At 40.6% G+C, this 22195-nt stretch carries 18 protein-coding genes, 1 pseudogene and 1 other annotated feature; of the genes and pseudogenes, 11 read left to right on the top strand and 8 right to left on the bottom strand.

Annotation, left to right across the window (positions count from 1 at the left end; all coding sequences use genetic code 11):
• Positions 1–9: 9 nt before the first annotated feature.
• On the bottom strand, positions 10–615 hold the full coding sequence (locus ACJ9PY_RS23300; protein ID WP_057279117.1) for a protein kinase family protein: 606 nt from the start codon (positions 613–615) through the stop codon (positions 10–12).
• A gap of 584 nt (positions 616–1199) precedes the next feature.
• Here ACJ9PY_RS23300 and ACJ9PY_RS23295 point away from each other — a divergent pair.
• The gene (locus ACJ9PY_RS23295; RefSeq protein ID WP_411739119.1) at positions 1200–4301 is read left to right on the top strand and encodes an SH3 domain-containing protein; all 3102 of its coding nucleotides are present in this window, start codon (positions 1200–1202) and stop codon (positions 4299–4301) included.
• 44 nt (positions 4302–4345) lie between these two features.
• Here ACJ9PY_RS23295 and ACJ9PY_RS23290 read toward each other — a convergent pair whose 3' ends face one another.
• Positions 4346–4780: an Rrf2 family transcriptional regulator gene (locus ACJ9PY_RS23290; protein WP_057279116.1), complete on the bottom strand. Its 435-nt coding sequence runs from the start codon at positions 4778–4780 to the stop codon at positions 4346–4348.
• A gap of 311 nt (positions 4781–5091) precedes the next feature.
• On the opposite strand from ACJ9PY_RS23290, the gene ACJ9PY_RS23285 reads away from it, so the two are divergent.
• The 6 genes from ACJ9PY_RS23285 (at position 5092) to galE (ending at position 13372) form a co-directional block, all read left to right on the top strand.
• Positions 5092–5784, top strand: coding sequence for a DsbA family protein (locus ACJ9PY_RS23285; protein WP_411739118.1), 693 nt, complete (start codon positions 5092–5094; stop codon positions 5782–5784).
• A 2-nt stretch (positions 5785–5786) separates the two neighbouring features.
• Complete coding sequence (locus ACJ9PY_RS23280; RefSeq protein WP_063574908.1) at positions 5787–6197, top strand: disulfide oxidoreductase; 411 nt, start codon at positions 5787–5789, stop codon at positions 6195–6197.
• Positions 6198–6664: 467 nt separating this feature from the next.
• Positions 6665–7306 (top strand): NAD(P)-dependent oxidoreductase, encoded by a 642-nt coding sequence (locus ACJ9PY_RS23275; protein WP_411739117.1) that lies wholly within the window; start codon positions 6665–6667, stop codon positions 7304–7306.
• A 373-nt stretch (positions 7307–7679) separates the two neighbouring features.
• The gene (gene galU / locus ACJ9PY_RS23270) at positions 7680–8567 is read left to right on the top strand and encodes a UTP--glucose-1-phosphate uridylyltransferase GalU (RefSeq protein WP_098864690.1); all 888 of its coding nucleotides are present in this window, start codon (positions 7680–7682) and stop codon (positions 8565–8567) included.
• 137 nt (positions 8568–8704) lie between these two features.
• The gene (locus ACJ9PY_RS23265) at positions 8705–12307 is read left to right on the top strand and encodes a CDP-glycerol glycerophosphotransferase family protein (RefSeq protein WP_411739116.1); all 3603 of its coding nucleotides are present in this window, start codon (positions 8705–8707) and stop codon (positions 12305–12307) included.
• Between the two features lie 93 nt (positions 12308–12400).
• On the top strand, positions 12401–13372 hold the full coding sequence (gene galE / locus ACJ9PY_RS23260) for a UDP-glucose 4-epimerase GalE (protein ID WP_411739115.1): 972 nt from the start codon (positions 12401–12403) through the stop codon (positions 13370–13372).
• A 172-nt stretch (positions 13373–13544) separates the two neighbouring features.
• On the opposite strand, the gene ACJ9PY_RS23255 is transcribed toward galE, so the two are convergent.
• Positions 13545–14369 carry a hypothetical protein gene (locus ACJ9PY_RS23255; RefSeq protein WP_187050160.1) on the bottom strand — a complete coding sequence of 275 codons (825 nt, stop codon included), beginning with the start codon at positions 14367–14369 and terminating at the stop codon, positions 13545–13547.
• 64 nt (positions 14370–14433) lie between these two features.
• Positions 14434–14646, bottom strand: a binding site (T-box leader).
• 146 nt (positions 14647–14792) lie between these two features.
• Between ACJ9PY_RS23255 and ACJ9PY_RS23250 the strand changes: the two genes are divergently transcribed.
• Complete coding sequence (locus ACJ9PY_RS23250) at positions 14793–15683, top strand: PhzF family phenazine biosynthesis protein (RefSeq protein ID WP_411739114.1); 891 nt, start codon at positions 14793–14795, stop codon at positions 15681–15683.
• Between the two features lie 122 nt (positions 15684–15805).
• Here ACJ9PY_RS23250 and ACJ9PY_RS23245 read toward each other — a convergent pair whose 3' ends face one another.
• The 3 genes from ACJ9PY_RS23245 to ACJ9PY_RS23235 are packed head-to-tail and all read right to left on the bottom strand — an operon-like array spanning position 15806 to position 16820.
• A complete protein-coding gene (locus tag ACJ9PY_RS23245; RefSeq protein ID WP_411740319.1) occupies positions 15806–15982 on the bottom strand; it encodes a pentapeptide repeat-containing protein in 177 nt (58 codons plus the stop codon).
• 3 nt (positions 15983–15985) lie between these two features.
• The gene (locus ACJ9PY_RS23240) at positions 15986–16525 is read right to left on the bottom strand and encodes a pentapeptide repeat-containing protein (RefSeq protein WP_411739113.1); all 540 of its coding nucleotides are present in this window, start codon (positions 16523–16525) and stop codon (positions 15986–15988) included.
• A 16-nt stretch (positions 16526–16541) separates the two neighbouring features.
• Positions 16542–16820 carry a PadR family transcriptional regulator gene (locus ACJ9PY_RS23235; protein WP_222620182.1) on the bottom strand — a complete coding sequence of 93 codons (279 nt, stop codon included), beginning with the start codon at positions 16818–16820 and terminating at the stop codon, positions 16542–16544.
• Between the two features lie 267 nt (positions 16821–17087).
• Here ACJ9PY_RS23235 and ACJ9PY_RS23230 point away from each other — a divergent pair, with 267 nt between their 5' ends.
• The 3 genes and pseudogenes from ACJ9PY_RS23230 to ACJ9PY_RS23220 all read left to right on the top strand — a co-directional run bounded on the left by ACJ9PY_RS23230 (position 17088) and on the right by ACJ9PY_RS23220 (position 19915).
• Positions 17088–17708 carry a class I SAM-dependent methyltransferase gene (locus ACJ9PY_RS23230; protein WP_411740318.1) on the top strand — a complete coding sequence of 207 codons (621 nt, stop codon included), beginning with the start codon at positions 17088–17090 and terminating at the stop codon, positions 17706–17708.
• A 343-nt stretch (positions 17709–18051) separates the two neighbouring features.
• Positions 18052–18753: pseudogene (locus ACJ9PY_RS23225) on the top strand (class I SAM-dependent methyltransferase).
• 328 nt (positions 18754–19081) lie between these two features.
• Positions 19082–19915 carry an STAS domain-containing protein gene (locus ACJ9PY_RS23220; protein ID WP_063574916.1) on the top strand — a complete coding sequence of 278 codons (834 nt, stop codon included), beginning with the start codon at positions 19082–19084 and terminating at the stop codon, positions 19913–19915.
• Between the two features lie 120 nt (positions 19916–20035).
• Here the strand turns inward: ACJ9PY_RS23220 and ACJ9PY_RS23215 are convergent, their stop codons facing one another.
• A complete protein-coding gene (locus tag ACJ9PY_RS23215) occupies positions 20036–20692 on the bottom strand; it encodes a potassium channel family protein (RefSeq protein WP_268592093.1) in 657 nt (218 codons plus the stop codon).
• Positions 20693–20715: 23 nt separating this feature from the next.
• A complete protein-coding gene (locus ACJ9PY_RS23210; protein WP_411739112.1) occupies positions 20716–22047 on the bottom strand; it encodes a TrkH family potassium uptake protein in 1332 nt (443 codons plus the stop codon).
• Positions 22048–22195: the final 148 nt, after the last annotated feature.

Below are 22195 nucleotides of genomic sequence, written 5' to 3'. Positions count from 1 at the left end.
TAGTAAGGATCAGATGGGCAGAAATCTTTTTTTATAAATTGCTGCAATGGAATTGAGTATGAAGCTGGGAATCTTCTTCGGAAAAAACGACTTCGAATAGAATAGGTGAAAAGCACTTTTCAAGTCGTGCCACTGATTACAGGATTTCACTTGCTTAAACCTTGCAACGTCAATGATCTTCACCTTTTTTTCAGAAGTGATGAAGATGTTCCGTAAGTGGATATCCGAAGGGTTCAATCCCTCTTTCCTTGCCAATTGCAGCGCATGGTCTATCTCCGCAATGTTTTCTTCCGTTATTGGGATCCCCAATGTTAAACATTCAAAAAGAGTGTTGCCTTCAATGTGATCTATAACCAGGTAATTTACCCCCGCATCATATAGGGTTGGATAGTATTCGATGGATTGGACGGTTTTGTATATTTCAGCTTCAACTTTAGCGGTGTGAGTATGATCCGGGAAAAAGACTTTTAGTGCTTTATTGGTGGAATGTATTCGGAAAACATATGCGCTTCGGCCTTTTCCGATCAGTGATAAAGATGGGTCGGCATCGAGCAATACATGCTTTTTATCATCGGAAATCTTAACGCTTTGAGCTAATTCATTATAGTTCTGCATACTTTTCACCTCTATTGTGCAATTTTTCGAATCAAAAAAGACGGTATAACCGATTATTGGTTATACCGTCTTAAATTAAAAGACCTCACCAAATAATCGGCAAGGTCTTGCAAACAACTAAAATCAGTTGCCAATAAAGCCGAGGATTCAATCCTGTACTGACGACTTTATTGTATAGCTACTCCCCTTAACAGAAGGATTCTTATAAGTTATATACAGTAATTATATAGGTCATTGCCTCGATCCGTCAAATATAAGGATCGTGTGCCTACCCTTTATATATATTCGATTTAGGCAGAAAGATGCTCGTCTCATTAGCATTAATTTGAGCGGCAAGTAATTATATCAATATACTTAATAGTCATCATTTGCCTGTCGCATAAGTTTCATTGCAAATGTTTCTATATAATTACTTAAATTTCTATTAGATTACCATTGTGTTACAATCACTTTTATCTCCCTATAGATCTAAAGGAATATGTTATATTTTAGACGAATAAGCATATTTACCTATATTATCATACTGATTTTAACCGATATTTAAATAAATGTTAAAAATATAATTCTTTAGTAGGGAGAATGGGATGAAGAAATTAATTATACCAACTTTCTGTTTTGCAGTGTTGTCCACAGTTGCTTTCGAAGAAAAAATATCTGCAGCTCCACTACATGCCGAACAGGCCAATATTGAGGACGTCATGTTTGTGCAGGTGAATTCCGGATCGCTCAATATGAGAAAAACCGGGGCGGAAGGTGCCAGCATAGTCGCAAAGCTGGCAAATGGCACACAGGTGACGGTGTATTCGGAATCCAAAGGCTGGGCGAAGATCAAGGCCAATGGAAAAGAAGGATATGTCAGTACCAAGTATTTATCGGCAACGAAGCCAGGGACTTTAACGAAAACAGCAGTAACCATTAAAACGGCAACTAAATATGTGAATGTGAGCACAGGTTCACTTAATATGCGAAAAAGCGGGAGTGATAGTGCCAGCATAGTCGCTAAGCTGACAAGGGGTATACAGGTGACGGTGTATTCGGAATCCAAAGGCTGGGCGAAGGTCAAGGCAAATGGAAAAGAAGGATATGTCAGTACCAAGTATCTATCGGCAACGAAGCCTGGAGCGGTAAAAAAGGCTGCGGCGACCGTTAAAACGACAACGAAATATGTGAATGTGAGCACAGGTTCACTTAATATGCGAAAAAGCGGGAGTGATAGTACCAGCATAGTCGCAAAGCTGACAAGAGGCACACAGGTAACGGTCTATTCGGAATCCAAAGGCTGGGCGAAAATCAAAGCCAATGGAAAGGATGGATATGTAAGCACGAAGTATCTATCGGCAACGAAGCCTGGAACAGTGACCAAAGCTGCGGCAACGGTTAAAACGACTGCGAAATATGTGAATGTGAGCACGGGATCACTCAATATGCGAAAAAGTGGAAAAGCTACCGCAAGCATAGTTGCCATCCTTTCAAAAGGGACGAAAGTGACGGTGTACTCGGAATCCAAAGGCTGGGCGAAAATCAAAGCCAATGGAAAGGATGGATATGTCAACACCAAATATCTGTCTGCTTCTAAGCCGGGATCGGGATCAACGGCAGCCACGCCTGAAAAAACGACGACGAAATATGTAAACGTAAGCTCTGGAACGCTCAATATGAGAAAAAGCGGATCGGAAAGCGCTAGCATAGTCGCAAAGCTGTCAAAAGGAACGAAAGTGACGGTGTATTCGGAATCCAATGGCTGGGCGAAAATCAAAGCCAATGGAAAGGACGGATATGTCAGCACGAAATATCTATCCACTACAAAGCCGGGCTCGGGATCAACGGCAGTCACGCCTGAAAAAACGACGACGAAATATGTAAACGTGAGCTCTGGAACGCTCAATATGAGAAAAAGCGGATCGGAAAGCGCTAGCATAGTCGCAAAGCTGTCAAAAGGAACGAAAGTGACGGTGTATTCGGAATCTAAAGGCTGGGCGAAGATCAAAGCCAATGGAAAAGACGGCCATGTCAGTACCAAATATCTATCGACAACAAAACCAGGAACGGGATCAACGGCAGTCACGCCTGAAAAAACGACGACGAAATATGTAAACGTAAGCTCTGGAACGCTCAATATGAGAAAAAGCGGGTCGGAAAGTGCGAGCATAGTCGCAAAGCTGTCAAAAGGAACGGAAGTGACGGTGTATTCGGAATCCAAAGGCTGGGCGAAAATCAAGGCAAATGGGAAGGATGGGTATGTCAGTACTGACTACCTCTCAACGGCAAAGCCTGGAACGGACTCCAAACCATCCATACCTGAAATAACGACAACCAAATATGTAAATGTCAGCTCGGGTTCACTGAATATGCGGAATAAGCCGTCGGATAGTGCTTCCGTCATTGTGAAATTGGCAAGGGGTGTAGAGGTAGAAGTCATCTCGGAATCAAATGGCTGGTCAAAAATTAAAGCGTATGGCGGAGAAGGTTATGTCAGTACGAAATATCTATCAGCAACGAAGCCAGGTTCTGTACCGGGACTGAATCCAGATGGAGAAGCAAACACATTAGTTAAATATGTAAATGTAAGTGATGGCTCGAGTCTAAATATGCGTTCAGCAGCATCGGCTTCCGCTTCAATTATAGCCAAGCTCGTAAATAATACGACCGTAACGGTATATTCAGAGTCTAATGGCTGGTCAAGAGTCACGGCCAATGGAAAAACCGGATATGTCAGTACGCAATATTTAACGGCCAAAGTACCGGAAGGTCCGGGAAGCTCGAATGGATCGATAATCAGGATCGATAAAGAGTATAATCTTACGATGGAAAAGATGGTTGAAATTCAAATGGCCGTAAACGGTCAGACGGATAAGAAGTATAAAACCTACATACGCGAAGATGGATTAACTTTAATCAATTCAACAAAAGGTACCGTTAAAGGAACCGGATGGCGTGTCAGGGGCGGAGCTGGATCGAATTATTGGGCAGTCGGACCTGTAAGCAATTATCAATCATTGACCATTAAATCAAAAGTAAGGGGCTCTGACGGATATTATTGGTATGAGGTGGACTATAACAAGACTTGGGTAAATGCCAGTCCGGAAGATATAGAATATAATCTTAACCCAAATAATTTCGTGAATGATCCAGTCCATTCATTCCAATTCGTCAAGCTCTCCCAAGTCACCAACATGAACGTTTCTGAAGTGAATGATAGAATCCTTTCAGGCAAAGGGATACTACAAGGCAAAGCGGCAACCTTCACTGCGGCAGGGGAAAAATACGGGGTCAATGAAATCTACCTGATTTCACATGCTTTGCTTGAGACCGGGAATGGCACTTCTCCATTAGCGACTGGCGTAAAGGTGAACGGGAAAACGGTCTATAATATGTATGGAGTCGGGGCGTTTGACGGAACGGCGCTAAGCAGCGGCGCTCAATACGCCTATAATGCGGGCTGGTTCACTCCCGAAGCGGCCATCATAGGCGGTGCTGAATTCATCGCCAAAGGATATATCTCTGTTGGACAGGACACGCTTTATAAAATGAGGTGGAATCCTACAGCTGCGGAGAAATATGGATATGCATCACACCAGTATGCAACTGATATTGGCTGGGCAACAAAACAAGTGAAACAGATTTATAATTTATATAGTTTATTAGATTCGTATAAATTGACGATTGAGGTTCCTAAGTATAAATAAGGAAATGGAAAAAAACACATGAGTCCGGCTCATGTGTTTTTTTGCTACTCAGTTTTATCCTTTTCCAGAATCCCCTTGACGACATCCTCGATCGTCACCGCTCCCAACGCCTTTTCCAAGGCAAGTTCAGCAACGGAAAAGATGGGTTCTATTGTATCTTGTATATTTCTTCCAACGGTGCATGCTGGATTAGGATTTTCGTGAATTCCAAATAATTCTTTATCGGAGACAATGTTGACAGCGTGATAAACATCGAGCAAAGTGATATCAGACAATTCCTTGGCCAATGTCGCTCCTGCGATACCCGGCCGAACGTTCACTAAACCTGCATTCTTCAGCATGCCAGTGATTTTTCTGATTAAGGCTGGGTTGGTGTTTACACTTTTTGCAATAAAATCGGAAGTGTTAACGCCTTCTTTGTTTATTTCTAAAAGAGATAATATATGGATTCCTACGGAAAAGCGGGTACTGATGGACATCTCTTTTTTCTCTCCTTTAAAATCTCTATTCCTATATAGTATAAATTATTTAACATGTAATTCAAGTGGTTACAAGTTATAATGGCCTGCAAGAATAATATTTATCCATTAACCGTCCTTGTCAAGTCACGCCGTTGCTGCAAAGGCAAAAATAAAAGGTATGTGTAATTGACAAACAAGCATGGTGAAACTTATATTATAACGTGTAAATGAATCAGTTACAGGTGAAAGGTTACAGGAAAGGGGGAACTGAAACCGGCCATCATGGCTGGATAAGGAATCGACACAACTACAAGTGATGGAGGTATATGATGGCTAATAAAAAAAAGGGTAATCAAAAACAATCTTCTGCATTCACGTTTTGGATCATCGGGTTAATCGCTGTAATCATTATTGGCTTTATATTTTTAGCAAATGGGAAAAAAGACGAAGATACAGCCGTTAATGAAATCGATTATAAATCACAACCATATTTGGGAGAAAAATCGGCTCCTGTCCAAATAGTGGAATTTGGGGACTATAAATGTCCGGTCTGTAAGACATTCGAGAAGCAATTCTTCCCTTCTATACAAAGTGAATTGATTGATACAGGAAAAGCGCAATTTTATTTCATGAATTATTCGTTCATTAACGTCGATTCAACCAGATCCGCTAAATTCGCGGAAAGTGTTTATCAGGAATTAGGCAATGAGACCTTTTGGGAATTTCATGAGCTTTTGTTCGATAAGCAGCCAGCTGACCTGAAATATGAAAAGGAAGATGTCTTTACGGACAAGTTCTTAGAAGATACATTGAAAGAAATCGCAAATGACAAAGATGTGAAAAAAGTCGTTACCTCGTTTAAAGCCAAAAAGTCCGAGGACCAATGGAACAAGGATATGGAGTTGGCCGACGAATTGGGCGTTACTGGAACACCTTCCTTATTTGTCAATGGCAAGAAGTTTGAAGGAAATACAATCGATGATTTAGTGAAAATGGTTGATGATGCAGCGAAGGAGAAATAGTGATGAACAAGCCTCTATTATTTTCTTGGATCCTGTCCATCATTGCCACTGCCGGAAGTCTCTACTTTAGTGAGGTTCTCCATTATGTACCCTGCACCTTTTGTTGGTACCAAAGGATCCTGATGTACCCGCTCGTCATCTTATTGGGCCGGGCCTTTTATGAACAGGACCTGAAAATCTATAGATACATCCTCCCATTATCGATTTTGGGCATGGCGGTGTCAGGGTATCACTATAGTCTGCAAAAAATTCCAGCACTACAGCATTTCGAAATGTGCCAAAGCGGTGTTCCCTGCTCAGGTGAGTATATAAATTGGCTGGGATTCATCACGATCCCGTTTTTGTCATTCATCGCCTTTACGCTCATCACAATCTGCATGGCACTGCTAATGAAAAAGAAAATCAGCATGTAATGAAGCGCACCATTCTAAAAGGAATGGTGCGTTTTTATTTATATCGGATGAAAATATCGACGAAAGTCATGATATATCATCAAAACTCGGACTATATCGACGAAAATCGGCAATATATCAGCGGAACCTGGATGAACTGCGGATATATCTCCGAAAATTGCAATATATCATCAAAACTCGGACTATATCGACGAAAAACAGCAATAATTCATCGAAACCTGGATTATATCCACGAAACTGCGGATATATCTCCGAAAATTGCAATATATCAGCGAAAATCGGACTATATCGACGAAAATCAGCAATATATCTCCGAAACTTCGGATATATCTCCGAAACTTCGGATATATCTCCGAAACATCTCTAAATAATAAAGTTGACAAATTGGTAACCTGTAACTTATATTATTACATGTAAGTAATTTAGTTACAATTAATTTTAAAAACAATATATAGGAGGAATGTAAAATGAAAATCGGTATTATTGGTGCGAGCGGAAAAGCTGGAAGTCTGATTTTAAAGGAAGCATTGACTAGGGGACATGAAGTTACGGCCATTGTCAGGGATGAAGCTAGAGTCCAAATTCAAGGAGCTTCCGTATTGGAAAAAGACATATTCGATCTGAAAGCAGAGGATATTATAGAATTCGATGTTGTAGTGAATGCATTTGGCGCTGCTCCGGGGAAAGAACACCTGCATGTGGACGCAGGAAAAATCTTGATTGAAGCAATGAAAGGCGCTCCACAAACGAAACTGATCGTTGTTGGCGGAGCTGGAAGCCTTTTTGTTGACGAAGCAAAAACGATTCGTGTCCTGGATACGCCTGAGTTTCCTAAAGAATACTTTGCAACAGCGTTTAATCAATCCAAGAACCTTGGAGATCTGCAAAACGCCACTGATATACAATGGACCTTCATCAGCCCTTCCGCCTTCTTTGATCCGCAAGGAAATAGAACAGGCAGGTATAAACTGGGTAAAGACAACCTTCTTGTAAACTCAAAGGGTGAAAGCTATGTAAGTTATGCCGATTTTGCCCTTGCAGTACTTGATGAAATTGAAAATCCGCAGCACATCAACCAGCGCTTTACCGTTGTTGCCGAAGCTGAATAATTTAGTGACGTCTCTCCTCTGGGGTGACGTCTTTTTTTTCGATAGTAACTTCTGAAATCGCCATACTCGCCAAGGAAGCCGATCAAAGAGCTGACGGTGGGCACCGATAGGGAAGAAGCCAAGCGGAAATTTGAAGCGGGTGAGATGATCAATAATTGATAAGTCTTTAGATCTATGAGTTGTAAGTAAGAAAATAAGGCCTTTTCCTTAAAATCGGGGAAAGGCCTTAAATATTTTGGTTGCGTTTACAAATGAAGGAATTTTTTCTGTTAATATATTTACAAAAAGAGAGTCTATGTTACTATAAAAAGGATGACTCAGAAAAAAATGGGTCGTTTTGTTGATTTATCCTAATATGAAGGAGTTACAAAGAATGAAAAAAGTTAAAAAGGCCATTATACCTGCAGCGGGATTGGGAACCAGATTCTTGCCCGCAACGAAGGCTATGCCTAAAGAAATGCTGCCAATAGTCGATAAACCAACTATACAATATATTATAGAAGAAGCCGTGAAAGCGGGAATTGAAGATATAATCATTGTCACAGGAAAGAATAAACGAGCGATAGAGGATCATTTTGATAATGCGTACGAACTAGAGAATAACTTAAGTGAAAAAGGGAAATTCGATTTATTGGAGAAGGTGCGATACCCATCCAATTTGGCTAATATCCATTACATTAGGCAAAAAGAACCGAGAGGCCTCGGACATGCTGTTTGGTGTGCACGTAACTTTATTGGTGATGAGCCATTTGCCGTCCTTTTAGGCGATGATATCGTGGAAAGCGATGTGCCCTCCCTGCGTCAATTGATCAACGAATATGATGCGACAGGTTCGTCCATCATTGGTGTGCAGCCGGTGAATGAGAACGAAACACATAGATATGGCATCATCGACCCGCTTACGCAAGATGGCAGGAGATACGAAGTGAACCGTTTCGTCGAAAAACCAAAACAAGGAACGGCACCATCCAACTTAGCCATAATGGGAAGATACATACTGACTCCGGAAATATTCGATTTCCTGGCCAAGCAGGAAACAGGGGCTGGCGGTGAAATCCAGTTAACGGATGCCATCCAAAAACTGAATGAAATCCAAAGTGTCTTCGCTTATGATTTTGAAGGGAAACGCTATGATGTCGGAGTTGTCGATGGCTTTGTGAAAACGACAATTGAATTTGCCCTGCAACGTCCCGATTTAAGAGACGACATTTTAAAAGTAATGGAAAATATCCTCGAAATGCACAAGGCAGTGGATAAGTGATCTTTTAAATTAATAGAGTAATTAGTTTAGAAAAAATCTCCAACTATTGATCATTCATAGTTGTTATTTTTGGTTACTGAAATGCAAACATAATTTTGAATGGTGAATATAAATCCATAAAAGGGGATGCCTATTTAGTGAATAAGAAGGTAATAAAAAGAAAAGTCGATTTCCTTAAACAGCCTATTGTTAATTTCCTATTAAAGGAAAATCATCAACGTGTAAATAGATATGCAAAGTATTATGAGAAATTAAGCATTCAAAAAAACACCATTCTATATGAGAGCCGTGATGGAAACAGTATGACCGACAGTCCATACGCGATGTTTAAATATATGCTGGAAAATCAGGACTATCAAGATTTTGTGCACATTTGGTCCATCCAGGATTTCAGTGTCCTCTCAGGTGTAATGGCGAAGTATAAGGATATGCCGAATGTTCAATTTGTTCAACGTAATTCAAAGGAATATTTAAAGTGGTTGGCAACAAGTGAGTATTTAATCAATAATTCCACATTCCAGTCTTTCTTCATCCCTAAAAGCGATCAGATTTACATCAATACCTGGCATGGAACGCCCCTTAAGAATATGGGCTTTGATATACCCGGTAATCCTTCGGTCTCTCAAAACGTGGTCAGGAACTTCTTGAGTGCAGATTTCATTTTGAGCCCTAATGCCCATACTACCAACATATTTACACATAGCTATAAGTTAAATGGATTGTATAAAGGTGAAATAATAGAAGAAGGATATCCGAGGATCGATTTGACGCTGAATACGAATCCGGAGGAGTATAAGGATTATTTAAGGACCCTGGGTTTGAAAATCAGTGATGCTAAGGAAAATATTTTATATGCCCCGACTTGGAAGGGGACGAACCTGGCCAAGGTGGATAATGATCTTCTTCAAATCATTGCTGATATTCATTATTTACAAAGTCAAATCGGTGAACAATATAACTTATTAATTAAGGTGCATCCATTTCTATATAAAGAAGCGGCCAAGCATTCGGAAATCAAGGATCGGCTAATACCAGACCATGTGGATACAAATGAATTGCTTGCTGCAGTCGATTTGCTTATCACGGATTATTCCAGCATTTTCTTTGATTACCTTGTTACCGATAAGCCCATTCTATTTTACACTTGGGATACGGACGTTTATGCAGAGCAAAGGGGACAATATCTCCAAAATGACGAACTTCCGGGACCCATGCTTTTTAACTCAAAAGAATTGGCGCTAGCCATTAAAGATATTAAAGATGTGAAATTGAGATATTCCGATAAATATAAAAAAATGCAGGAAAAGTTCACGAACCATGAAGATGGAAAAGTAACAGAGAGAATAGTCAAAAATATATTCAATAAGTCTACGAAACAACTAAACACAATTACCGGGCTGGATTCCGCAAAGGAAAAAATATTAATTTATCCGGGCGGTTTGAGGGATAACGGGATTACATCCTCTTTCCTTAACTTAATGAATAATATTGATTATGATAAATATGATGTCAGCTGTTTTACGGGCACTCCTCACTCATACGAGGTTTTGAAAAATATGGGCAAGGTTAATAAGAATGTGCGTTTTCTATTCAAACCTGGCTTGCCTGTTTATAACATATTGGAAGTCTATAAAGATAAATTCATCCATAACAGAGGGGAAAGAGGTTTCTTAGGGAAGAAGCTTTACCCGGAAAATGCCTATATTAGAGAGCATGCACGTTTATTCGGCAAAACAAAGTTTGATTTTGTTATCGATTTTAGCGGTTATAGCCATTATTGGGCTAAATATCTGCTTGCGGCGGATGCAAAAAAGAAAGTTTGTTATATGCATAATGATTTGCTTTCTGATAGTGAACGCATCATTAACGGAAAAAGACCGCACCGGATTAATCTAAGGGGGATTTTTTCGGTATACAATCGATTTGATAAACTGGTAAGCGTGTCTGAGGGAACGATGGAATTAAACCGAAAGAATCTATTGGAGTATGCAGACTTCGATAAATTTGATTATGTAATGAATTCCATCAACCCGGATAAAATCCTTCAAATCGAGTCAAATGAGCCTGAAGGTAGCGAAAATGATGAAAAGGCGATGATCACAGAAAACTTCAAAGCGAGGGCGATATTAAAGGATGTCAAGGATCATCCTGTTTGGAATACCCTTCCGGGAATTTCGAATGCCGCTCAATTTCCATTGGAAGAACGATTTGAAGGTGCTGAAATCGTGATTTCGAGGAAAACCCATGCTGATCAAAAGACCTTTTATAAATTCAGTCATGACAATCAAATAATAGGCTGGATTAGTGAAGAAGCTGTGGAGCTTCTGCCAGACAGCATCATTTATGAAAAAGAAGTGGATAAAATAGCAAGGTTAGTAAGACCTCGATCGAACTATATTTGGTCCCTGCCATATAAAGTTGAAGGAACGTATAAAGTTTCCGGCAGTCATGATTTTAAAGGGATCATTGTAAAAGTCGATAGGGAAGCAAAAACCCAGCATTCGATTTATAGCAGAATATCAGTAAAAGACAAGATCATAGGCTGGATAGATAATTCGGCTTTATCCGTGCTTGAACATTGTACAATCAATGAAGACATGAGCTATAATGACAAGCTGCAAATCATGATGAAAAGAAAATATATAATATCGAGAAACTATAAAAACAATAAAAAGTTCATCGATAAGATCGAGAATAGAACGCTGAAGGAAATAAACACCGGTAATCAGAAGTACGGTAAAATAACCAACCCGGAAGATCATACAATCTGGACGAAGGCATATCCGAACTACAAGGCTAAAAGAGTGAGCAAGGCAATCGATTTTGAAGGGCAAATCGTCAGAATCATCAAGTATAATAGAACCAACAAAGGCGGCTATTACCTTTTTGAGATAGACAATAAGATAATAGGCTGGCTAAATACTGGAGCATTTGAAATGATAGAAGAGCCAATGGTGTTAAAGGAACGGGAAGTGCGCGGCACTGCCGAAATTAAATTAGGCGATTATCATATATGGGATAAGCCTTATGGGCTGCAAGATGCCATGGTCTTGGAGAATGGGCCAACCTTTAATGGCCAGATCGTTGAATTCGATAAAGAAGCGGTTACTCAACTTGGTACGTATGCCCATATATCATTGGATGGGGTATCTATAGGCTGGATCGATAGACAGGCGTTAATCGTACAAGAGGTCCATGGGTTGGAAGTGAATGATCAATTCGTTCCATATCCTGATAAAAATGATTTTAACTTTGTCAATATGGGAAGGTTATCCCCTGAAAAAGGGCAAGATAATTTGATTCGTGCATTCGCAGGCTTTCATGGGAAACATAAAAATAGTAAACTGTATATTTTAGGACAAGGACCTTTAAAGGAAGATTTGCAGGCAATCATTGATGAGCTGGACTTAAATCATTCCATTCATCTTTTGGGTCAGCTTGAAAATCCATTTTCGTTCATGGAAAAATGTGACTGCTTCGTTCTTTCCTCACATTATGAAGGCCAGCCTATGGTATTATTGGAGGCAATGACCTTAGGAATGAAAATCATGGCTACTGATATAGTGGCTAACCGGACCGTTTTGGAAAACGGTAAATATGGTTTGCTTGTCGAAAATAGCATAGATGGACTGGAAAAGGGCTTATCTACCATCGTTAGTGATGATAATCCTGAACTAGCGAAGTTTGATTACACCCAATATAATGGATTGGCCATGGAAACCTTCAATAAATGCTTATAAAACGAGGGAGGTCCTTATAATTAGACCTCCCACTAATGACATATGCGAGATTTAAAGATTCATTCAAGCTTAAAGTAAAAGGGGTAATACTATATGATTTTGGTCGTTGGCGGTGCAGGGTATATTGGAAGCCATCTTGTAAAAGAGTTAGTGAAAACTGAAGAGGTTGTCATTCTGGATAATCTCTCAACTGGATTTCGTTCGCTGGTTGATTCGAAGGCCACCTTGGTGGAAGGGAATTTAGGGGACGAAGCGGTCTTGAATGAAATTTTCCTTAAGTATCCGATTAAAGCGGTCATGCACTTTGCCGCTAATAGCTTGGTCGGGGAGTCTGTTCAAGATCCTTATAAATACTATGATAATAATGTAGGTGCAACTCTTACATTATTGAATACCATGCTTAAGCATGATGTTAAGAATTTCATTTTTTCATCAACGGCAGCTACGTACGGGATACCAAATGTGGATATGATTGATGAAGATCAGCCAACGAATCCGATTAACCCATATGGCCGCTCTAAATTGATGGTGGAACAGATCTTAGGGGACTTTGCAAAGGCATATGGACTTCATTATGTCGTCTTGCGTTACTTCAATGCGGCCGGAGCACATGCGTCAGCAGAAATCGGTGAAAGCCATGATCCGGAAACACACCTGATTCCAATCATTTTACAGCATTTATTAGGTCAACGTGAGAAGATTTCCGTGTTTGGTACGGACTATGACACAGAAGATGGCACATGCATTCGTGATTATATCCATGTAACGGATCTAGCCCAAGCTCATATAATCGCGCTTCAAGCCCTATTAACCGGGAAGAAGGATACGGCCATCTACAACCTTGGGAATGGAAAAGGATTTTCGGTTAAGGATGTAATCGACACTTGCGAAAAAGTCACAGGAGTTAAACCGACAGTTGAGTATGCAGACCGTCGCCCTGGAGATCCAGCCCGCCTGGTTGCTTCGGCCGACAAGATATATGAAGAACTCGGTTGGAAGGCATCGATAAATTTGGAAGAAATCATTGAAAGTGCGTGGAAATGGCATCAATCTCAAATGAATTAATGGTCCCTTAGGGCTCGGTAGTCATTTCAGACTGTAGACAAACTCGAAGAAAAAAAACGAGTTTGCCTGCAGTTTTTTTATTTGAAGAATGTTCCAGCTGTTTTCAGAAATCCGCCCCCTTTCCGCCAACTGTTTCGGGTCTTGGCTAGCCAGTAATACGGCAGTTTTCATTCTAAGCTTGAAGAGCTTTCCGGATTGATTTTTTCAGGGCTTTTACAAAATTTTGACGTGTTTCTTCGGCTAATTCCAATAGGGAAAGGTACGGATTTAAATCTTCCAGCTCTACTAATAAAAGTTCACCTTGCTCATTCCGACAGGCATCTACTCGTTGGATGCCCCAATCAAGATTGTTCCAATCAATAAATCGTTTAGCAAAAGCCAGGTCTGCTTCAGTAGGGACATATTCTTTTAATTCCCATCTTTTCTCTTTATCAGGCGCATAAAGGGCGTATTGAAATTCCTTATCGATAAAATAAAAAGAGACTTCATACTCAAAGTTGATAAATGGCTGTACCAATGTGTTCTTTGATTTTGCATCCATTTTATCTCCCAATTCTTCTTTGGCGGCAAATTCCAAACCGATGGAATCCGCTCCATCTTTAGGCTTCACTATATACGCTTCCACATTGGGAAGTTTATGTAAAGATTCAAGTGTATCGATGGTCGGAATGACAGGGAATTGGGCATTCGTCAGTTCAATTAAGTATTCCTTCCCGTTCATATCAGCCTTTCCAACAAATGAGTTGTATGTTTTCAAATGGCCAGCAGCCACTCTATTACGGAATGCTAGATATTTGTCTTTAAAATTGGCTACTGGACCGGCATTTCGAAAGACGATCAAGTCAAAATCCTTTTCAAACGTTTCAATGTCTTCAGGATGGCAAAGCAGTAACTGAAAATCCTCCCTAAGCTTCGAGGTAAGGAACAAATCCTCCTCATAATAATTTCTTCCTTTTGCCTCATAGTATAAATCCGTTACGAATAATAGTGTATGCATGACTCCTGCACCCGCTTTCCCGATATTTTCATTGATTGGTTTACATACAAAAAATCCCGTCTCATTAAGAGACGAGATTTGAACTCGCGGCACCACTCTTGTTTAATAATTAAACACACATCCCATTTAACGGGGGGAAACCGGTAAAGCTTACTGAAGCTTCGGCTTTACTTCTCGGGGATGATATTCGGTCAGATTCTGGACACTGGCTTTCAGCAAAGCACCAGCTCTCTTTGGAACAGAATGATAACGTACTCCTTCCCTTCATGGAATTTTACATTTGATGAATTTGAGTAATTGTATAATAGTCAGAAAATAAAATCAATGGTTGTTTCACTTACTATAGGACGAAAAGGGAATATGGATAGAGATATAGAATTACTATTCAAGTGAAGCACCATCATTTATTAGGAGATGTTAGATTTGAAAACGGTAAGGGTTTTTCATTACGATGCGTTCAGCAGTAAACCGAATAAAGGAAATCCGGCAGGTGTGGTTTTAGATGCGGATGGACTGACCGAAAAGGAAATGCAGGATATAGCGATGAAGGTGGGGTTCAATGAAACCTCTTTTCCGATGGAATCCGATATTGCCGATCTTAGGATTCGTTATTTTACACCGGGACACGAAATGAATCTTTGCGGACACGCGACAATGGCTACTATCCATGCACTGAAGACCAGGGGATTATTGGATAAAGATGAGCTGATGATTGAAACAGGAGCGGGAATATTGCCAATCAAGATCCATGCGACGGCGGGGCCTGATATATATATTACGATGAAGCAGGCCGCGCCGCAGTTTGAAGCGTTTAACGGAGATAAAGCTGGCTTAGCCAGTTCCCTCGGCCTTGATATAGAAGATCTGGAAAGTGAATTACCTATTGTTTATGGAAGTACAGGTTTATGGACTTTACTGGTTCCGGTAAAGGAAAGAAGTTCATTTAAAAGGATGAAGGCCAACAATAGCCTGTTTCCGCAATTATTAAAGGAAATGCCAAGAGCTTCCGTTCATCCCTTTTGCCTGGAAGCGTACGATAATGATGCCCATATGCATGGCCGGCATTTTTCCTCGCCCTTTTCAGGTACGCTTGAAGACCCGGTTACAGGAACGGCTTCAGGTGTAATGGGCGCTTATTATGCAAAATACATAAAGGATGATCTTGATGATGAGGTGCATCTGTTAATCGAACAGGGACATGAAATCGGAAAGGATGGCAGAGTTCGCGTTACAGCTACCAAGAACGATGGCACATACGATATTGAAATCACCGGGAATGCTGTCTACGTTAAAGAATTTGAAGTGGAAGTCTAAAGACATAATGAGATACAAGCCTGAAAAAGTATATTGAAAAAAACCTGTGCTAAGACGTTACGTGTCTTAGCACGGCTTCGTGTAAATCAGAAACACGGGGTGGAAGCGCCAATCGCTGTCCTTTAGATGAGGGTCACGCCGCTAAGATCAACCTTTGCTCCATGTAAAAAGTTGTAAGTGAGTTTATCCATCGAAGCTCCTGTAAAGTCGATTTTCTTTAAATCGGACATCCGAAATTGAACATTGATGAGGGTGGCATCGCGGAATGATGCCTTTCTCAATGAAGAGCCTTCGAAAATGGTTTACTTGAAAGTTTCCCCATCGAATATAAGACCAGATAAATTACAGCTTTTAAAATGGGTTTTATTATAAATGCTGTTCTTGAAAGTTACGCCTTTTAAATTTGCACTTTTAAATAAGGTGCCAGTTAAATTGGCGTTTTCAAAGATGCAATGATCTAAGTTACTGTTTTTAAATGTGCTGTTCGTCAGGTCGGAATGGCTGAAGTCAGAACGGCTTAAATCGCAGAAATTAAACTTCCCATCATGGACCGAAACCGAGCGGAAGTCGGAATCCAATAAGCGTTGCCTGGAATAGTCCATGTTTATCGCCTGCTCAAGCACATTGTATTGCAGATTGAGTGATTCCATGAGCTCTGATACCTCCCCAATCGAATCCACAGTCAGTTTATACGCTTCCTGCTCGCTGGCACCATTCCTTCTATGGTCATTGTATTTTTCCAGTAAGTTTTGCAGCAGTTCTTCTTCCAATTCCGTTGCTGTTTTTGCACTTTTGTACGGAGCAAAAATGCTATGAACATGTGCATTCAGTTTTTCAATCACCTTTCATCTTCCCTTCTTAGAGAAGGCGCTCAAGTATTCGCTTGGCCTGCTCCCAGTCATTTTTATTTTGGATATATGTGTTTTCCCCGATTGGGGTGATTTTGTAATATTTCCTTCTTCCGCCTTGTGTGGCATCTCCCCAATAAGAGATGATGCATCCATCCTTTTCCAGTCGTTTTAGGCTGGAGTACATCGTCGCTTCCTTAATTTCATATTGCTCGTTGGAATTCGTATATATCAGTTTGCTGATTTCATAACCATATTTATCGCCACTTTGCAGGAGTTTCAGAATCATCGTATCTACATGTCCGCGAAGCAAGTCAGAGGATAGTTGTCGTTGAACCAAATCCTCACCTCCTTTGGTATATCTTATAGTATATTACTATGACAGTCAAGGTAGTTTGGTTACTATGGATCATACAGATTTGGAGGGTTTATGAAAAGAAACATGCCAATTTTCGTGAATCACTGCATCGCATACTTTTTAATTGTACTAATTTTCCATCCGCTTGGAAGGGATTTATGATGTTTCATGGAAGAAGTATGTAAGGGGGTGGGCATGTTGAATAATTCGTGGAATAAAGTGATTTATAAATTTTGGTCGCCCGTTTATGACAAAATCTTCAACTCTCATCTCTTTTTAGATGCCAGGAAAAGTATGTTTGAAGAGCTGGATTTTCATGATCATGCAAAGGTCCTGTTTGTGGGCGTAGGTACGGGGGCCGATTTGGAGTTGATCAAAAACCTTGACCTTGAGATAACGGCAATTGACCTATCAGCGGATATGTTAAAAAAAGCGATGGGGAAATTTGATGATGCATCGATCAAGTTCCTCGAGATGGATGCACAGCATATGGAATTCACTAATGAATCGTTTGACTATGTAGTGGGAAGTTTGGTTCTTTCCGTCGTACCTGATGCCAATGAATGTCTTCGGGAAATGATCAGGGTTGTAAAAGGCGAGGGGAAAATAATACTATTCGATAAGTTTATTTCTAAAGATGAAATTCTTTCAGTGCCCAAAAAGCTTCTGAGGCCGATCATTCAATTTTTAGGAACGGATATTGGCTTGAGGTTTGAAGACTTGTTCAGTGGACATGGGGATATTATGGAAATTGAAGAAGATCGGCCGATCATGCTGAATGGAATGTATAGAAAGATAATCATCAGTAAACGGTTATGAGGACATCAGGATACCAGATAGAGCTGAGTTTTGCTTTTTGGAAGCTAAACCGGATACGCTGTAAAGAGCATGTAATATTTGACATGCATGTATAAAACCCATGTCTTCACTAACATGGTTAATGAGCTGATCATCGGGTTATTGAGTAAGAACGGATCATACCATCAGAAGGCAGTTTACATGCATAATTGATACCTTTAAATTCCAGTGAATATTATATAAACAACAAGGTCCAATGGTGTCTGAACGTCATATGTAACGAATTTTTTATGCGGCTGTTACAGAGGCATCGGGCGAAATCAGTATAATTAAATCGTGGGATAAAATGGAAGAGGTGATGGTTTTGTCGGAGACGATTACAACCTATGAAGATCTATTGAACATGCTGGACTCATTATTGCGTGAACCAACTGGATTCTGGAATGGTTTTTATGAAGACCGCTCAAAAGGGATTCCCTTTTCGAAAATTTCCCTGATGAGAATTTGGTTTCATATTTTGATGGTGGGTTAATTGGGCCAGGGAAGGTTCTTGAGCTTGGATGCGGACCTGGCAGAAATGCCATTTACCTTGCTCAAAAGGGCTGTTCTGTTGATGCGGTGGACCTTTCGAAGGAAGCCGTTGAATGGGGAAAAGAATGGGCAGGAGATAAAAATGTCCAAGTGAACTTCATTCAAAGGAATATATTTGATTTGGATATTGCAAAAGGACAATATGACTTCGTAATATGATTCAGGTTGTTTTCACCATATTGCCCCACATCGAAGGATGAATTATTTGGAGATGGTGAAAAACGCGTTAAGGCCTAAGGGGTTGTATTCGATCACTTGTTTTGTCGAAGGCGGCATTTTGGGTGGTGCCGATATTTCAGATTGGGAAGTATATAGGCAAAGAAGCCTTAAAGGCGGTTTAGGTTTTACTGAAGAAAAACTCAGAATGATCTTCAAGGAATTCGAAGTGGTGGAAATACGGAAAATGAGGAAAATGGAACAATCGGATGAAACCTTTGGGGTGCAAGGTTTATGGACGGCTTTATTTATGAAATGAGAAGGAGAAATGGTTTTAAACCGAAGGATCTGGGATCAGGTCCTTTTTTGCGTGGAAATTGTTAACAAAAAATAAAAATGGTAAACTATAACAACACTATAAAGTTTTGGGAACGGGTATTTACCAGAATGATAGATGAAGGCTTTTGCTGATCTTTTTTTTTAAAACATGGTTTCAAAAACAGCTGGGAAGGTATATGGAAAGAGGGAGCCATCAGGCATCAGAGAGCATAAGGTTTTAAGTATGGAAGAGGTTGTCTTCTATGCTTGCTTTGTTGATAAATTAGATTTATCGATTGCTTTTTATAAAAACTAAATAGGAGGAGTTTATGCACGTAAATAAAGAATTATATGCCTTTTTATTGGGTGTGGCAGCACAATTGACTGAGGATTGGTACGCATCCTTGAATAAAAGTGATAGTACTGGTGTATATTGCTCAACCGATCCCAAAGTGATTAAAAAACTTAAGCAGCAAAATAATGAATTCCATTTACGTTTCTTTCAGGTTTTTGATACAGAGGAGAGGGAATTCTTTAAGCAGCTTGGTGATTGGATTGAAGCGATCGGTCAGGATGAGCAGCATTTAAACACACCCATCTATTTTATATTGAGGGAGTTTTTCCGTACGCAAGAGCAATACCTGGATTATATTGACCGGTTTGTGAAATTGCATGGAGATCAATATACACAGGAGGAAATAAACTCCTGGTATCGGATAGTGGTGAAGGTGTTCAGTGAAGTGATGGAGAGGTTTACGGAAGCGAATCATAGGTATGCCAATAAAATCATGAAAGCCCAACAGGCAACGATCGATGAATTGAGCACACCCATCATTTCCCTTAAAGATAACACGGCATTGCTTCCCCTGATAGGCGATATTGACACGACGAGGGGCATGTCCTTGCTTGAAAACACCTTACAAAAGTGCGCTGAAAAAAATGTCACCAGACTTTTCATTGACCTATCCGGCGTTCATTCAATAGATAGCGGATCCGCACACCAGCTGTCTCAATTGATTGAATCCTTGCATTTGATCGGAATTCAAACAACCCTTTCAGGACTTCGGCCGGAAATAGCCATGACTGCCGTTAAGCTTCAACTGCCTTTTGATAAAGTGACGATAAAGTCCACTCTTGCCCAAGCGATCAGTACGATAAAATAATACATACATACCCTGGGCTCGGGCATGTTCGTTATAAATTTCATCGAGAAGACCTCCATATGGCGGTCTTCTCGTATGTATTAGCCTTCAAAAGGAGCAAGAGCTGGAACCTGCCGGATTTTATTCAATATTGGCAAAGACGGCCAGATCTTCTTTATTGCCAACCACTAAAAGCATATCCTTTTCATGGATATCCTGATCCGGTGACGGTGCTATGATAATTTCTCCATTACTCACGATGGCAATGACGCTGATATTATATTTTGCCCGTAAATCAAGCTCCCTGAGGCTTTTTCCCTTCATGCTCATGGGGAGGATGATTTCCTCGATATTGTATTCTTTAGAAAGCTCGATATAGTTCAGCATGTTAGGGGAAAGGAGCTGGTTCGCGACCCGTTCCCCCATATCCCTCTCAGGATAGATGACCCAGTCGGCACCGACTTTTGTCAGCACCTGACCGTGATTTTTATTAAGTGCCTTGGCAATGACCTTTTTGATCCCAAGCTCTTTTAAAAGCAAGGTAGTTAAAATGCTCGATTGCATGTCATTTCCGATGGCTACGATGACACAATCGAAATTACGGATTCCGATTGCTTTCAATGTCTCTTCTTCGGTCGTATCCGCCATGATTGCATGGGTAACGTTCAGTTCCGCATTCTCGACTCTTTCCTCGTTCACATCAATACCCAAAACCTCTTGGCCTGCCGTATATAATCTATGGGCCACACTGGTTCCGAATCTGCCTAAACCTATCACGGCATATTGTCGTTTTCCCATCATTTACACTCCTTCATTCATTATTAACCAATCATGATTTTCCCTTTTGGACGTCGGAACGGATCTGGCTTGCGCCTCATGGCGATAGCAAAGGCCAAAGTCAAAGGGCCGACACGGCCTGCAAACATCGTGAAAATGATGAGCATCCGGCCAACCGGTGATAATTCCGGGGTCAAACCCATTGAAAGTCCCACGGTGGCGAATGCTGAAGTGGCTTCGAACAAAATCATCAAGAAATCAGTTCCGCTTTCAGTGATGGTCAGCAGAATGGAGATGATGGAAACCATGAATACACCAATGAACGTAACGGATAATGCTTTAAAAATCGTTTCACTCACGATGCGGTGACGGAACAAGACCACATCACCCTTACCTTTGATCTGTGACCAAACCGTTCCTACAAGCGTCGCCAATGTCGTCGTTTTAATCCCGCCGCCAGTCGATCCGGGTGATGCCCCAACGAACATCAAGAAAATGATGAGCAGTAATGTAGGCTGAGTTAAATCAGGGATATTCAGCGTGTTGGAGCCTGCCGTCCGTGGTGATACCGATTGAAATAAGGACGACAGCATTTTACCCATGAAAGATAAAGGCTGCAATGTCTTAGCGTTACCGAACTCGAATAAAAAGATTAAAATTGCACCTGTGATTGTAAGGATCAAGCTAGTCATCAGAACCACCTTCGTATGTACGGATAAACGATGGGTGTCACGATATTCGTATAGTTCATTCATCACGATAAAGCCTATCCCGCCAAACGTGATGAGGAAGGCGACGGTAAGGGTTACGAATGGATCCGATACATAAGGGGTCAAACTCCTGAATTCCCCCATTAAATCAAAGCCGGCATTATTGAAATTCGAGACGGAATGAAAAACCCCGTAATAGATCGCTTTGCCGGTTGGCATGTCAAAAGAAAAGCGAATCGATAAGATAAGGGCACCCACACCTTCAATGATGGACGTGAAAATTAACAGCCGTTTCACTAATCTGACTACACCCGCCATGGATAGATTATTTAAGGACTCCTGCAAGAGTAACCTGCCTTTTAAGGAAATCTTTTTGCCTAGAAGGAAAAAGAAAAACGTCGCAAATGACATGAATCCTAAGCCGCCTATCTGAATCAGTGTTAAGATAACCAACTCACCAAAAGTGGTGAAAGTCGATCCCGTATCCACTACGACCAGCCCTGTTACACATGTAGCGGAAGTCGAGGTGAATAAAGCATCCAGAAAAGAAAGGCCATGGCCATTTTCGGTGGAAACCGGCAGGGTCAATAAATAGGCCCCGATAAGTATCAGGATGGCAAAGCCGAGTACAAGTATTTTTGGCGGATCCAATAAATTTTTTGTCATTCTCAAATGATCATCCCTACTGTATGACTTTTAATCAACAATCTGCTTTTCGAATCTTTTTAAAGGCATAATAAAAAGACCTGCGAAATCATCGAATAGCTGTATTGCCACTAATAGCGAGCAAAAAAAAGCTTCCGAAATAGGCGGT

It is taken from the genome of Peribacillus sp. S4, from assembly GCF_046715815.1.
Taxonomy (GTDB): Bacteria; Bacillota; Bacilli; order Bacillales; family DSM-1321; genus Peribacillus; species Peribacillus frigoritolerans.
The sequence above is the reverse complement of the archived record's forward strand: the minus strand, read 5'-3'. Positions and strand labels throughout refer to the sequence as shown.